This window comes from Tabrizicola oligotrophica, assembly GCF_011008935.1.
Taxonomy (GTDB): domain Bacteria; phylum Pseudomonadota; class Alphaproteobacteria; order Rhodobacterales; family Rhodobacteraceae; genus Tabrizicola_A; species Tabrizicola_A oligotrophica.
Map to the genome: position 1 here is coordinate 101,058 of NZ_JAAIVJ010000009.1, position 11,749 is coordinate 112,806.

Consider the following 11,749-nt stretch of genomic DNA (forward strand, 5'->3'; position numbering starts at 1 on the left):
CCGCCGGTTCTGGTGTATCCTGCCGCATGATCTGGACTTTTGGCGCATACCGGATCGACCCGGAACGGCATGAACTGACCCGGGACGGCCGGCCCGTCGGGGTTGAGCCGCAGGTCTTTGCCGCGATCCTTTATCTCATGGGCCAGCGCGACCGGATGGTGCCGCGGGACGAGCTGGCCAATGCGGTCTGGCCCGGCGGCGCGGTTTCGGATGCCAGCATCGCGGGCCGCATCAAGGCGGCGCGGGCGGCCCTGGGCGATGACGGGACACGGCAGGAAGTGATCCGCACCGTGCATGGTCTGGGCTTTCGCTTCGTGGCGCCGGTAAGCGCAAGCCCCGACCCGGGCCTTGCGCCCCTTGGTCGCCCCTCGGTCGCCGTCCTGCCCCTGCGCATCCTCGGATCCGGCGACGGGCTGTCGATTCTGGCCGAGGCCATCCCGCACGAGATCATCCTTGCACTGTCGCGCCTGCGCTGGATCGCGGTGACGGCGCGCGGCTCGTCCTTCCGCTTCCGGCAGGAGGCCCCCGACTTCGGCCTTGTCGCCGGCACGCTCGGGGTGCGCTATGTGCTGTCGGGCCTGCTGGAAGAAACCGCCGGCCGGGTGCAGGTGACCGTGGAGCTGACCGACTGCCGGAATGCCGAGGTGATCTGGGCCGACCGCATCGCCCGCCCGCGCGAGGGCCTTGCCGAATTGCGCGCCGTGATCGTGGCACGCATCATCGCGGCGCTGGACCTGCGGGTGCCGGAAAACGAGGCCCGTCAGGCCGAGTTGCGCGGTTCGGCCGCCTTCGATGCCTGGGCAAGCTTCCATCTGGGCCTGCGCCACCTTTACCGCTTCACCGCGCCCGACAATGCCCTTGCCAAAGGTCACTTCGAACGCGCCGTAGCCCTTGATCCCGGTTTTGCCCGGGCCGAAGCCGGGCTTTCGTTCACCAGCTTCATCGAGGCCTTCCTGCGCATCGTCCCCGACGTGCCTGCCGCGGCCCGCGCCGCGCGGCGCCATGCCGAGCGCGGCCTGGAGCTGGATCCGCTGGACCCGTTCGTGAATTTCACCATGGGCCGCGCCCATTGGCTGACCGACGAGGCGGAAACCGCCCGGTTCTGGCTGGCGCGCGCCACCGCGCTCAACCCGAATTACGCGCAAGGTTTCTATGCCGCCGGGTTCACCGCAATGCTGATCGGCGATGCCCCGGCCTGCGAGGCCGCGATCGACGCGGCGCTGGAGCTCAGCCCGATCGACCCGCTGCTTTATGGCATGTTCGGCGTGCGCGCCCAGATGCTGATCCAGCAGGGCAAGTTCGCGGCCGCAGCGCGCTGGGCGGAGCGGGCCGCCACTGCGCCGGGGGCGCATCACCTGATCGCGCTCATCGCCGTCGCGGCCTGCGGGCTGGCGGGCAATGCCGCGCAGGCCGCGCGATGGGCCGACACTGCCCGCGCCAAACGCCAGGACCTGTCTGCCCCCGACTTTTCCCGCGCCTTCCCGATCCGCAACGCCGAAACTCGCCAGCTGATCGAGGCCACGCTGCGCGGTCAGGGGTTTTGAAGCCGCGGCTCCCGCGGCCCCCCCTCTTTCAGACCACGCCTTCCACAATCGACAACTCGCGGTCGGACATGCGCGCCGCAAAGGGCAGTGATGCCTGATAGTCGGGGTCGCGATAGGCCGCTTGCGCGGTCTCAAAGCTGTCAAAGCGGATCAGGAACTGCCGCGGAAAGTCGGTCCCCTCGACGGTTTCGATGCGCCCCTTGCCGGCGATGAGCTCGGCCTTGTAGCGCTGCGCCACAAGGTTGAACAGCCTGACATAGGCCTGCTGCGCCTCGGCGTCCCGGATTGGTCCGGCCTTGACGATCCAATAGCCTGCCATCTTTCTCTCCTTCAAAACGAACGACCCAGGTCTTTTGCCCGCTCCAACGCCGCAAGGCGATCCCCTTCCGCCCCCAGCGCCCCGTGCAGGAGTTCCAGCGCCGCATCGTCGATGCCGCAATACCGGGCGATGCCGGTCACAAGCTGGGTGCGCATCGCGCTGTCATAGCCGCGCTTGGCGTATTGGCCGGCATCGCTGGCGGCAACGCCCAGAAACAGCGCCTTGCGCTGGGCAAGCTTGCGGTCGCCATAGGCCCAGCCATTGTTCCAGACCCGGTCGATCCAGCCCTTTGTCGCGGCGGGAACCGACCACCACCAGACCGGAAAGACGAAGGCCAGCGCCTCGTGCCGGGCGATGCGCGCCTGCTCGGCCAGCACGGCGGGGCTGTAGGCCTTGCGCGGATTGTCCCAGTCGGGTTCGTCCGCGGGATCGAGGCGAGGGTCGAAGCCTTCGGACCGCAGGTCGGCGATTTCGCTCTGGTGGCCGGCCGCGTGCAGGCCGGCCACGAAACTGTCCAGCACCGCACCGCAAAAGCCGTCACGGCGCGGGTGGTCGAAGACGATCAGAACCTTCATGCCAGTACCCCAGACCAGGTATCGCTCCGGGCAAAGCCTTGCTGAAAGGCCGCGTCCGGGTCCAGCCCCATTCGCGTCAAACCGCGGATCCAGGCCTGCCCGCCAAGGGCGCAGGCGAACCGGCTGCCGGTGATCGCACGCTGAAAGACGGTCGCGCCACCCGCCACCTCGCCCCTTGCGGGCAAAAGCGCCAGGCGGTCAGAGCGCCAGCTCGGGCCGAAGCCCGCTCTCGGCGCCATCGGCCTGCCGTCACGCCCGCGCGGCCTGCCCGGTGTCGCGGCGCATCAGGTAGATGTCCATGATCCAGCCGTGTTCCGCGCGCGCGGCGGCGCGGGCCGCGGTAATCTGGGTGGCCACCTCCGCCAATGGCCCCGCCAGCAAGAGCTGGTTCGCCATTCCGACATAGGCGCCCCACCAGATGCGGACCCCCTGCGGGTCAATCTCGGCGAAGGCGCCGCCGCTGTCGAGCATGACGACGGCGGTGTCGGCGCCCTCGGGCCAGCCGGCTTCGCGCAGGCGGCGGCCAGTGGTGATGGTGAAGGGCGCGGCCAGGTCGTTCAGCGGGATGGCATGGGCGGCACACAGCGTCTGGATGGCGGTGATGCCGGGGATGACCTTCAGCCGCAGCGGCACCTGCCGGGCCAGCCGCTCGGCGATGCGCAGGGTGCTGTCGTACAGCGAGGGGTCGCCCCAGACCAGAAAGGCCACCCTCGACCCGCCGCCCTGCCCCAGATGCTCCTCGATCGCGCCCTGCCAGACGGCAGCGATCTGGTCGTGCCAGTCGTTGACCCGCTGCAGGTAATCCGGCGTCGCGGGGTCGCGCACCGGCAGATCGAAGCTTGCGATCCTTGTGGCGGGATTGGTCACGCAGGACCGGCAGATCTCCAGCCTGAGACCCGCCAGATCGGCCTTGTCCTCGCCCTTCAGCGGAATCAGGATCAGATCCGCCGCGCTCATCGCCTTGGCGGCTTCCAGCGTCACATGGTCCGGATTGCCGGTGCCAATGCCGATCAGGGTCAGGTCGATCATGGGAAAACTCTTCGGTTCCTGCCGCCGCGGGCCGGAAAGCGAACCCGCGGCGGCAGTCGATGTCAGGGCGTTCAGGCGGTTGCAGTCTCTTTGGACCAGAGCGCGCCTGCCGTCCATCCCAGAACGGCCCAGACCACAAGCCCGACGCCCAGAACCCGCGCGGCAAAGATGGCCGCCAGTTCGGGCGGCGCCACACCGGCAAAGCCCTCGAGCGTGGGCGCGCCGATCAGGTGCGGGGCGGCCAGCAGGGCGAGCGCAAGCGCCACGACCAACGGGCCGCGGCCATAGGCCAGCAGGCCCAGCCCGGTTGCGGTGGCCAGCGCTGTGCCAACCCACCAGACCTGACGCGCGCCGGCCTCTGCTGCCAGCATGCCGGGCAGTTCCGGGGCCAGCCCAAGCGCCGGGGCAAGCTGGAAGGCCGCAAAGCCGGCGATGCCCCAGAGCAACCCCTCACGTGCGCCGATCCGGCGGCCGTAGACCAGCGCGAGGCCAAACCCGGCGACCAGAAGCGCGGCATAGGCGGTGTAGACCAGGATCAGGAACAACCCGGTCAGCGCATTGCGCTTCAGGCTCGAAGGCGCGGCCTCCTCGCCGGCATGCTCGTGACTGTCAGCGTCATGGGCGGCAGCGTCTTGGGCGGTAGCGTCCTGGCCAGCCTGATCGGCCTCGGCGGTGGCGGCATCATGACTGCCGTCCGCCGGGGCAACCCCCTGGAAATGCACCAGCGCGCCGGATTCATACTCTTCGGCCAGAAGCAGCGGCTTCTGGACAAATGCGAATTGCAGCAGGGCTGCAAGCAGCCCCGCCACAACGCCAGCGAACAGCGCGCTGGCCAACATTTTCTGAATCATTCTGGCAGGAGGTCAGTGGCAGGGAAAGCCAGTGGCGTGGCGCACGTCATGCGCCGCGTCGTGCAGCGTCGAGGATTGCGCAAGACCCGCCGTGAACAGCAGCGCGGCGCCGACAAAGGCGACGAACAGCACCGACACGAGGGCCGAGGTTTGCGAGGTTGCGCGCAGGGCGCCGGAATTCATGGTCATCTTCATCTCCTTGCCGTCACACCCGACGGCTGTGTTACCGTTGCGCATGGCCGGTCTCCTGACTCGCGGGTCGTAGCGTGCTTCCCGCCTTCCCGGCCCCGAAGGACCAGTGGCTTTCTGGAAAGCCGCTCTCCGCTCACAGTCGCGGGGGCGGTTGGGGCTTGAGGTGCCGTGATCGGTCCACCCTTTCCCCATTCCCGTTTCAGTCCGGACGCTTTGCGCCTGATCGGACACCTTGCCGGTCCAGTTACCATCATGGCAGAAATCCGGTCAAGCCCTATCAGGCCGGGATGCGGGCAATCGCCTTGAAGCGCAGATCGCCCAGCACGCGCGCATCGGCCAGCGCGCCATCGGCCGAAGCAAGATAGAGCCGGGCAAAAGTGACAAGCGCCTCAAGGTCTTGCGCGCTCAGGTCACCGAACAGATAGGCGGTCTTGCCGGGGCTGCGGAAGGCGCAGGTCGACGGTCTTGTGCAGCCCGACATGCAGTCGACCGTGGCGACCGCCACCGGCAGGCCGGCCTTGGCCATGGCCGCGCCAAGCTCATTGGCAAAGCCCTGACGGCCAAGCGCGCAGGACTGGCACAGCGTCACGGTCGCGAGAGCGTCCACGGCGGTCACCCCTCCATCAGCGGGCCGTAAAGGATCAGCGCCGGGCCGCTGCCTGCCTCGGCGGCGATCACCTCGCCCAAAGCGCCAATGGTCGAGCGGATCAGGCGCTGTTCGGGGTGGCCGACGGCCTCGGCCATCAGCGCGGGCGTGTCGGCGGCCAGGCCCTGCGCCATCAGTCCCGCCGCGAGTGCCGGAAAGGTGCGCTTGCCCATGAACACCACCGTCGTCGCCGTGGGGTCCGCCAGCGCGGCCCAGTTCAGCCCCGCGGGCAGGTCGCCCGTCACATCGGCGCCGGTGACGAACTGCACCCGCCGCGAGGTCAACCGGCGGGTCAGGGGAATCCCCGCCGCCGCCGCCGCCGCGCAGGCCGATGGCACGCCCGGCACGATTTCAAACCTGACGCCAGCGGCGTTCAGGGCGGTGATTTCCTCTTCCAGCCGGCCGAAGATGCCGCTGTCGCCGGATTTCAGCCGCACCACCTTGGCTCCGGTCAGGGCGTGATCGACCAAGAGGCGGCTGACATGATCCTGCTTGGGCGAGGGGCGCCCGGCCCGCTTGCCCACCGCGACAAGATCGGCCTCGGGGTTGCAATGCGACAGGATCGGGCCTGCCGACAGATCGTCGAACAGCACCACATCGGCCTCGGCCAGACGGCGGGCGGCCTTGAGGGTCAGAAGCTCGGGGTCGCCCGGGCCGGAGGAAACGAAAGAGACAAAGCCGCTCATGGGGACACCTTTGGGCTGGCAGGGGCAATGAGGTGAAAGAAGGTGCCGCTGACGCGGGCGCCGCCCGAGGTCAGGCGGCAAGAGCCGGTTTCCGGCACCGGCTCGCCGTTGGCATCTTCAACGGCGGCAAGCGGGGCGTCGGGCTGGCCGAGGATCGTGGCATAATGGAATTCATGGCCGCGCAATGCGGCCGTGCCAAGCGGCCCCGGCAAGGGATGCAGCGGCCGCGCCAGACGATAGCCAAGATGCATCCGGCGCTTGGCAAAGCTGGTCTCCAGCCCCAGAAGCCCGGCCATGCGGTGCCGCGTGCCATCCGCTGCCACCAGCCCCGCGCCCAGCGCCATGTAGCCGCCGCACTCGCCATGCACGGGCCGGGTATCGGCAAAAGCCGTCAGCTCGTCACGGAAACGCTCGGCCGCCGCCAGCCGTCCGGCGTGCAGTTCGGGATAGCCGCCGGGCAGCCAGCAGCAATCGGCGCTGGCATCGGGGGCCTCATCGGCAAGGGGCGAGAAGGGCAGGATCGTCGCCCCCTGCGCCCGCCAATCGGCCAGAAGATGCGGATAGACAAAGGAAAACGCCGCATCCCGCGCAAGGGCGATGCGCCCGCCGGGGGCGTGCACCGGCGGCACGGCCCTGGCCGAAGTTTGCCCCGCGAGCGCCACAGCGCGGATCGCTTCCAGATCGCAATGCGCGGCGACGAAACTTGCTGCCTCGGCCAAAATCCCTTGCAGGCGCGGCAATTCCTCGGCCTGCACCAGCCCCAGATGCCGCTCGGGCAGCGCCACGGCGGCCTTGCGCGGCAGGGCCCCCAGCACGGCCAGACCCGCCGCCTGCATGCCCGCGCGCACCAGGGCTTCATGCCGGGGCGAGGCAACCTTGTTCAGGATCACGCCCGCGAATTTCAGGCCGGGGCGGAACCCGGCAAGCCCCGCCGCCACCGCCGCCGCCGTCTGCGCCTGCCCCGATACATCCAGCACCGCGATCACCGGCCAGCCCATCAGGGCGGCCACATCGGCGCTGGCCCCGGTGCCGGTTTCGCCCGCCCGCGCCACCCCGTCGAAGAGGCCCATCGAGCCTTCGGCGATCACCAGATCAGCCCCCTCCGCCGCAGCGGCCTGCACTGCGATACGCTCGGGCGCCATGGCCCAGCTGTCGAGGTTGACCGAAGGCCGCCCGGCGGCTGCCGCATGAAAGGCCGGATCGATGTAATCCGGCCCGCATTTGAACGGCTGCACCGCCAGCCCAGCCGCGCGGAACGCGGCGATCAGGCCCAGCGTGACCGTGGTCTTGCCAGTGCCCGAGGCCGGGGCCGAGATCAGAAGGCCCGGAGCAGTCATTCGGGCAGCCGTCATTCGGGGAACCGGGGCTCGGTGCCAACCGGGCGGTAGCGGCGGTCATAATCGCCGGCATAAAGCCGGCTTTCGGTAAACTCCTCAGCGCCCAGTGCAGGACCGACAAGGATCAGCGCCGTGCGCTCGCCCTCGCCGATGCTGGTTTCCACCGTGCCAAGTGTCGCCCGAACCACCTTCTGGTCGGGCCAGCTGGCGCGGAACACCACGGCCACTGGGCACCCCGCGCCATACTGCGGCGTCAGCCGCGCCACCACATCGGACAGCACATGCACTGACAGATGGATGGCCAGCGTCGCCCCGGTGCGGGCAAAGTTTTCCAGCGTCTCGCCGTCCGGCATGGCCGAGGCCCGGCCCGAAGTGCGGGTCAGGATCACCGATTGCGCCACGCCCGGCAGCGTCAGTTCCGCGCCCAGCACCGCGGCGGCAGCGGCAAAGGACGGCACCCCCGGCGTGACGTCATAGGGGATGTCCAGCGCGCGCAGGCGGCGCAGCTGTTCGCCCATTGCCGACCAGACCGACAGATCGCCCGAGTGCAGCCGGGCCACGTCCTGCCCGGCGGCATGGGCCGCGGCGATTTCCACGATGATCTCGTCAAGGCTCATCGGCGCGGTGTTGACGATCTTCGCGCCCGGCGGGCAATGCGCGAGCAGCGCCTCGGGCACCAGCGATCCGGCATAAAGGCACACCGGGCAAGCGGCGATCAGGTCGCGGCCGCGCAGGGTGATAAGGTCGGCAGCGCCCGGTCCGGCGCCGATGAAATGAACGGTCATGTCTTGGTTTCCTCTGTCTCGGCCATGGCGCAAGTCGCCATGCCATCCGGCGCGGTGATCCGCGCCACGGTGATCTTTGCCCCCGGCCCGCAGGCCGCCAATGCCGCGGCCTCGGCCACCGAGCCGGTGCCATGCCGCGCCATGATGCGGAGGGAACGGGTGGGGGTCGCAAGGCCCGCGACGGCCACGGGATAAAGCGGCAAGCCGCGCTCGGCGGCAAGGCTTTGCAGCCGGGCATCGGCGGCCTTTTCGGGCAGGCTTGCCAGCGCCTCTGCCGGTCCGCCCAGTGCCTCGACAGCGCGCAGCACCCCGCGGAGGGTGTCGAGCGGCACGCCTTGGCGAAATCCGATGCCCGCAACCCTCATTTCACCCCCCGCCATTGCACGACAGGCCGCGCCGCGCGCCAGTCGCGGAAACGGCCAAGGGTGGCGGCCTCGGCGATGTCGAGCCGCAGCAGACTGCCGCCGTGGCGCGCGTGCTGGTCGGCCAGCACCGCCTCGGTCTCGATGGTCACGCCATTGGCCACGATCCGCGCGCCTTCGGGCAAAAGCGGCCAGATCGCGGCATGCAGCGCCGCATCCCCGCCGCCACCGACAAAAACCGCATCGGGGGCGGGCAGCGCGGCCAGCCCCTCGGGGGCGGTTGCATGCAGCGCGGTCAGGCGATGGGCGACGCCAAAAGCCGCAGCATTGGCGCGGATATTCGCCACCCGGTCGGCCCGCGTCTCAAGGCAGATCGACCGGCCGCCAGCCAGACACCATTCTACCGAAACCGAACCGGAGCCGCCACCGATATCCCACAAAAGCTCGCCCGGACGCGGGGCAAGCGCCGACAGCGTCAGGGCGCGGATCGGGGCCTTGGTGATCTGCCCATCGCTTTGAAACAGCGCGTCAGGCAGGCCGGACGCCCGCGACAGGCCCGCGCCGCGCGGCAGGTCGGCGCCGTCAATCGCCACGGCCACCGGCGCCTGAATGTCGGGCCATCCGGCCCCCTGCCGCAGCCGTTCGCGCGGGCCGCCCATGGCTTCGCAGACCGTCAGCCGGGCCTCGGCAAAGCCGCCGTCCTGCAACCAAGCGGCCAGCTCTGCCACAGCCGCCGCATCGCGCAGGGTGGCAAGCACCCGCACCCCGCGCGCCAGCACCGGGCGCAGCCGGGCAAAGGGCGCGGCATGCAGGCCAAGGCAAAGGCAGTCTTCCAGCCGCCAGCCCAAGCGCGCGGCGATCAGCGAGAACACGCCCGCCACCGGGAAAGCCCGCCATTCGTCCGGCGACAGATGCGCGGCAACCGAGCCCCCCGCGCCGAACCAGAACGGATCGCCGGACACCAGCATCGCCACCCGTTTTTGCCCCCGCAGGGCCAGCAGCGGCGCGAGGTCAAAGGGGATCGGCCAAGCGTGACCCCTTGCCCCGACCCCGGCCAGTTCCAGATGACGCGGGGCACCGAACACGATGTCAGCCGCCGCCAGCGCATCGCGGCTTGCACTTGCCAGCCCCGCCGGTCCATCTTCGCCCAGACCGATGATTGCAAGCCAAGGCTCAGACATGACACGCATCCTTGTTCTCGGCGGCACCACCGAGGCCAGCCGTCTGGCGCATGCCTTGGCCGATGCGGGGCTGGAGGCGGTGTTTTCCTATGCCGGGCGCACCGAAGCCCCGATCGCCCAGCCCTTGCCGATGCGCATTGGCGGCTTTGGCGGGGCGGCGGGACTGGAGGCCTATCTTGCCCGTGAAGGCATCAGCCATGTGGTCGACGCGACGCACCCTTTCGCCGCCCAGATGAGCCGAAACGCGATTGCGGCCTGCGCGGCAACCGGCACGCCGCTGGTCACGCTGGAGCGTCCGGCATGGCTCGCAGGCCCCGGCGATGACTGGCAGGGCGTCGCCGATGTCGAGGCCGCCGTTGCTGCCCTGCCCGACATCCCCGCGCGGGTGTTTCTGGCCATCGGCAAGCAGACCCTTGCCCCCTTTGCCGCCAAGCCGCAGCACCATTACCTCTTGCGCCTTGTCGATCCGCCAGAAGCGCCGCTGCCCTTGCCGCAGGCCAGCGTGGTGATTGCGCGCGGCCCTTTCGATGCCGAGGCCGATACTGCCCTGCTGCGCGCCCATGCCATCACCCATGTCGTCGCCAAGAACGCTGGCGGCGTGGGGGCCGAGGCCAAGCTGATCGCCGCCCGCGCCCTGCACCTGCCGGTGATCCTGATCGACCGCCCCGCGCTGCCCACCCGCAGGGTGGTCGCAACGGTTGCAGAGGTGATGGACTGGCTGTCTCATCCGGCAACCGCAGGGGTCAAGACGGACCTCGGGGTATAGACCCAGCGCCCGACCCGGCGCGTTGCCTCATTGCCGACGATCACCACGGTCTGCATGTCTGCCATCTCCGGCGTGGCTTCGGACAAGGCGACGCAGGCAATCGCCTCGTCGGGCCGGGTCACGGCGCGGGCGAACAGCACCAGCCGGTCTGGTTCGCATTCCTCGCGCAGGATCTCCAAGACACGGGTAAACTGGTGCGGCCGGGATTTGGAGCGCGGGTTGTAAAACGCCATGGCAAAGCCACCCTGCGCGGCATGGCGCAGGCGGCGCTCCACCTCGGCAAAGGGTTTGAGGTTGTCGCTGAGGTTGATGGCGCAGAAATCATGCCCCAGGGGCGCCCCGGCCCGCGCCGCCGCCGCCAGCATGGCGGTGATGCCGGGCAGGATGCGAATGTCGGTCGCCTGCCGGTCGGGCCGCGCCTCCAGCGCCTCGAACAGGGCCGAGGCCATGGCAAAGACCCCCGGATCGCCCGAGGAGACAATGACCACCCGCCGCCCCTGCGCCGCCAGATCCAGCGCGAACTGTGCGCGGTCCAGCTCTACCCGGTTGTCGGACGGGTGCAGCACCAGCCCGTCGCGCGGGGCCACCCGGGCGACGTAGGGGATATAGCCGACCACATCGGTCGCCTCGGCCAGAGTTGCAGTGACTTCGGGCGTCACCAGTGCCTCATTGCCGGGGCCAAGACCCGCAACGGCAATCCAGCCCCCGGTTTTGTCGTCTTGCGTCATTCTGCGGCCTCCGCCACCGGACGGCGACCGTGGCCATGCACCAGCACGATGGCGAAATACGGGCAGTCCTCGGCATCGACTTCGGCCAGGGGCTGCAGGCGCTGGCCCGGCATGGTGCCGCGCTCGACCAGCCAGGCATCGCCCAGCCGCCCCGCCGCCGCCAGCGCGCGGCGCACCCGCGGCAGGTTGCGGCCGGTCTTCATGATCGCCAGCGCGTCCGAGCCCTGCATGTGGCGCAGCAGCTCGGCCTCGGGCAGCGTGCCCATCAGCACCGTCAGCACATCATCGCCCCAGGTGATCGGCTGGCCGGTGGCGTTCCAGCACCCCACCATGCCGGGAATGCCGGGGATCACCTCGACCGGGACCAGATCCTTCAGCCGCACATACAGATGCATGAACGAGCCGTAGAAGAAGGGATCGCCCTCGCACAGCACCACGACGTCGTGGCCTTGCTGCACCAGCACTTGCAGCCGCACCGTCCAGTCGTCGTAGAAGGCCGCAAGCAGCGCGTTATACTCCGGGCTGTCGAAGGGGATTTCGGTGGTGACCGGATATTCCATCGCGTGTTCGACGGCTCCGGGGGCCAGCATGCCCTCGACGATGCGGCGCGCCTGACCCTGCCGGCCGGCCTTGCGGAAATAGGCGATGTGGCGCGCGGCCCGGATCGCGCGGTCAGAGCGGACCGAGATCAGATCCGGATCGCCGGGGCCAAGGCCGGCACAGATGATGCGTCCAATCGGAGCCATGG

General features: G+C 69.5%; 16 protein-coding genes and 1 riboswitch. Of the genes, 2 read left to right on the forward strand and 14 right to left on the reverse strand.

The window, feature by feature from the left end:
- Positions 1-26 precede the first annotated feature (26 nt).
- Complete coding sequence (locus G4Z14_RS14590) at positions 27-1,544, forward strand: winged helix-turn-helix domain-containing protein (RefSeq protein ID WP_164626985.1); 1,518 nt, start codon at positions 27-29, stop codon at positions 1,542-1,544.
- Positions 1,545-1,572: 28 nt separating this feature from the next.
- Here G4Z14_RS14590 and G4Z14_RS14595 read toward each other — a convergent pair whose 3' ends face one another.
- The 12 genes from G4Z14_RS14595 to cbiE form a co-directional block, all read right to left on the reverse strand.
- Complete coding sequence (locus tag G4Z14_RS14595; protein ID WP_164626987.1) at positions 1,573-1,863, reverse strand: DUF1330 domain-containing protein; 291 nt, start codon at positions 1,861-1,863, stop codon at positions 1,573-1,575.
- Positions 1,864-1,874: 11 nt separating this feature from the next.
- Entirely contained in the window at positions 1,875-2,438 is a 564-nt protein-coding gene (locus tag G4Z14_RS14600) for an NAD(P)H oxidoreductase (protein ID WP_164626989.1), read from the reverse strand.
- Positions 2,435-2,677 (reverse strand): proline racemase family protein, encoded by a 243-nt coding sequence (locus G4Z14_RS14605; protein ID WP_164626991.1) that lies wholly within the window; start codon positions 2,675-2,677, stop codon positions 2,435-2,437. The genes G4Z14_RS14600 and G4Z14_RS14605 overlap by 4 nt, the downstream gene beginning before the upstream one ends.
- Before the next feature lie 10 nt (positions 2,678-2,687).
- On the reverse strand, positions 2,688-3,467 hold the full coding sequence (gene cobF, locus G4Z14_RS14610; protein ID WP_164626993.1) for a precorrin-6A synthase (deacetylating): 780 nt from the start codon (positions 3,465-3,467) through the stop codon (positions 2,688-2,690).
- A 71-nt stretch (positions 3,468-3,538) separates the two neighbouring features.
- Positions 3,539-4,318: a CbtA family protein gene (locus G4Z14_RS14615; protein ID WP_164626995.1), complete on the reverse strand. Its 780-nt coding sequence runs from the start codon at positions 4,316-4,318 to the stop codon at positions 3,539-3,541.
- Between the two features lie 12 nt (positions 4,319-4,330).
- Positions 4,331-4,507, reverse strand: coding sequence for a CbtB domain-containing protein (locus tag G4Z14_RS14620; protein ID WP_164626997.1), 177 nt, complete (start codon positions 4,505-4,507; stop codon positions 4,331-4,333).
- A 31-nt stretch (positions 4,508-4,538) separates the two neighbouring features.
- Positions 4,539-4,760: riboswitch (cobalamin riboswitch) on the reverse strand.
- A gap of 27 nt (positions 4,761-4,787) precedes the next feature.
- On the reverse strand, positions 4,788-5,117 hold the full coding sequence (locus G4Z14_RS14625; RefSeq protein WP_321573056.1) for a DUF1636 family protein: 330 nt from the start codon (positions 5,115-5,117) through the stop codon (positions 4,788-4,790).
- A 5-nt stretch (positions 5,118-5,122) separates the two neighbouring features.
- Positions 5,123-5,842: a uroporphyrinogen-III C-methyltransferase gene (gene cobA, locus G4Z14_RS14630; protein ID WP_164626999.1), complete on the reverse strand. Its 720-nt coding sequence runs from the start codon at positions 5,840-5,842 to the stop codon at positions 5,123-5,125.
- Positions 5,839-7,179 carry a cobyrinate a,c-diamide synthase gene (locus G4Z14_RS14635; protein WP_164627000.1) on the reverse strand — a complete coding sequence of 447 codons (1,341 nt, stop codon included), beginning with the start codon at positions 7,177-7,179 and terminating at the stop codon, positions 5,839-5,841. Before G4Z14_RS14635 ends, cobA begins: the two co-directional genes overlap by 4 nt.
- Positions 7,180-7,190: 11 nt before the next feature.
- On the reverse strand, positions 7,191-7,964 hold the full coding sequence (cobM, locus tag G4Z14_RS14640; RefSeq protein ID WP_164627002.1) for a precorrin-4 C(11)-methyltransferase: 774 nt from the start codon (positions 7,962-7,964) through the stop codon (positions 7,191-7,193).
- Positions 7,961-8,329 (reverse strand): cobalamin biosynthesis protein, encoded by a 369-nt coding sequence (locus G4Z14_RS14645; RefSeq protein WP_164627004.1) that lies wholly within the window; start codon positions 8,327-8,329, stop codon positions 7,961-7,963. Before G4Z14_RS14645 ends, cobM begins: the two co-directional genes overlap by 4 nt.
- Positions 8,326-9,507 carry a precorrin-6y C5,15-methyltransferase (decarboxylating) subunit CbiE gene (cbiE, locus tag G4Z14_RS14650; RefSeq protein ID WP_164627006.1) on the reverse strand — a complete coding sequence of 394 codons (1,182 nt, stop codon included), beginning with the start codon at positions 9,505-9,507 and terminating at the stop codon, positions 8,326-8,328. The genes G4Z14_RS14645 and cbiE overlap by 4 nt, the downstream gene beginning before the upstream one ends.
- Between cbiE and G4Z14_RS14655 the strand changes: the two genes are divergently transcribed.
- Entirely contained in the window at positions 9,506-10,273 is a 768-nt protein-coding gene (locus tag G4Z14_RS14655; protein ID WP_164627008.1) for a cobalt-precorrin-6A reductase, read from the forward strand. The genes cbiE and G4Z14_RS14655 overlap by 2 nt on opposite strands.
- On the opposite strand, the gene cobJ is transcribed toward G4Z14_RS14655, so the two are convergent.
- The gene (cobJ, locus tag G4Z14_RS14660) at positions 10,231-11,001 is read right to left on the reverse strand and encodes a precorrin-3B C(17)-methyltransferase (protein WP_164627010.1); all 771 of its coding nucleotides are present in this window, start codon (positions 10,999-11,001) and stop codon (positions 10,231-10,233) included. The genes G4Z14_RS14655 and cobJ overlap by 43 nt on opposite strands.
- Positions 10,998-11,738 (reverse strand): precorrin-2 C(20)-methyltransferase, encoded by a 741-nt coding sequence (locus G4Z14_RS14665; protein ID WP_321573058.1) that lies wholly within the window; start codon positions 11,736-11,738, stop codon positions 10,998-11,000. The genes cobJ and G4Z14_RS14665 overlap by 4 nt, the downstream gene beginning before the upstream one ends.
- Positions 11,739-11,749: the final 11 nt, after the last annotated feature.

Coding starts and splice junctions, on each gene's coding strand:
- G4Z14_RS14620 (WP_164626997.1), bottom strand. CDS start 4,507: ATGACCATGAATTCCGGCGCCCTGCGCGCAACCTCGCAAACCTCGGCC.
- G4Z14_RS14595 (WP_164626987.1), bottom strand. CDS start 1,863: ATGGCAGGCTATTGGATCGTCAAGGCCGGACCAATCCGGGACGCCGAG.
- cobM (WP_164627002.1), bottom strand. CDS start 7,964: ATGACCGTTCATTTCATCGGCGCCGGACCGGGCGCTGCCGACCTTATC.
- cobA (WP_164626999.1), bottom strand. CDS start 5,842: ATGAGCGGCTTTGTCTCTTTCGTTTCCTCCGGCCCGGGCGACCCCGAG.
- G4Z14_RS14645 (WP_164627004.1), bottom strand. CDS start 8,329: ATGAGGGTTGCGGGCATCGGATTTCGCCAAGGCGTGCCGCTCGACACC.
- G4Z14_RS14600 (WP_164626989.1), bottom strand. CDS start 2,438: ATGAAGGTTCTGATCGTCTTCGACCACCCGCGCCGTGACGGCTTTTGC.
- G4Z14_RS14635 (WP_164627000.1), bottom strand. CDS start 7,179: ATGACTGCTCCGGGCCTTCTGATCTCGGCCCCGGCCTCGGGCACTGGC.
- G4Z14_RS14605 (WP_164626991.1), bottom strand. CDS start 2,677: ATGGCGCCGAGAGCGGGCTTCGGCCCGAGCTGGCGCTCTGACCGCCTG.
- cbiE (WP_164627006.1), bottom strand. CDS start 9,507: ATGTCTGAGCCTTGGCTTGCAATCATCGGTCTGGGCGAAGATGGACCG.
- G4Z14_RS14655 (WP_164627008.1), top strand. CDS start 9,506: ATGACACGCATCCTTGTTCTCGGCGGCACCACCGAGGCCAGCCGTCTG.
- cobF (WP_164626993.1), bottom strand. CDS start 3,467: ATGATCGACCTGACCCTGATCGGCATTGGCACCGGCAATCCGGACCAT.
- G4Z14_RS14590 (WP_164626985.1), top strand. CDS start 27: ATGATCTGGACTTTTGGCGCATACCGGATCGACCCGGAACGGCATGAA.
- G4Z14_RS14615 (WP_164626995.1), bottom strand. CDS start 4,318: ATGATTCAGAAAATGTTGGCCAGCGCGCTGTTCGCTGGCGTTGTGGCG.
- cobJ (WP_164627010.1), bottom strand. CDS start 11,001: ATGACGCAAGACGACAAAACCGGGGGCTGGATTGCCGTTGCGGGTCTT.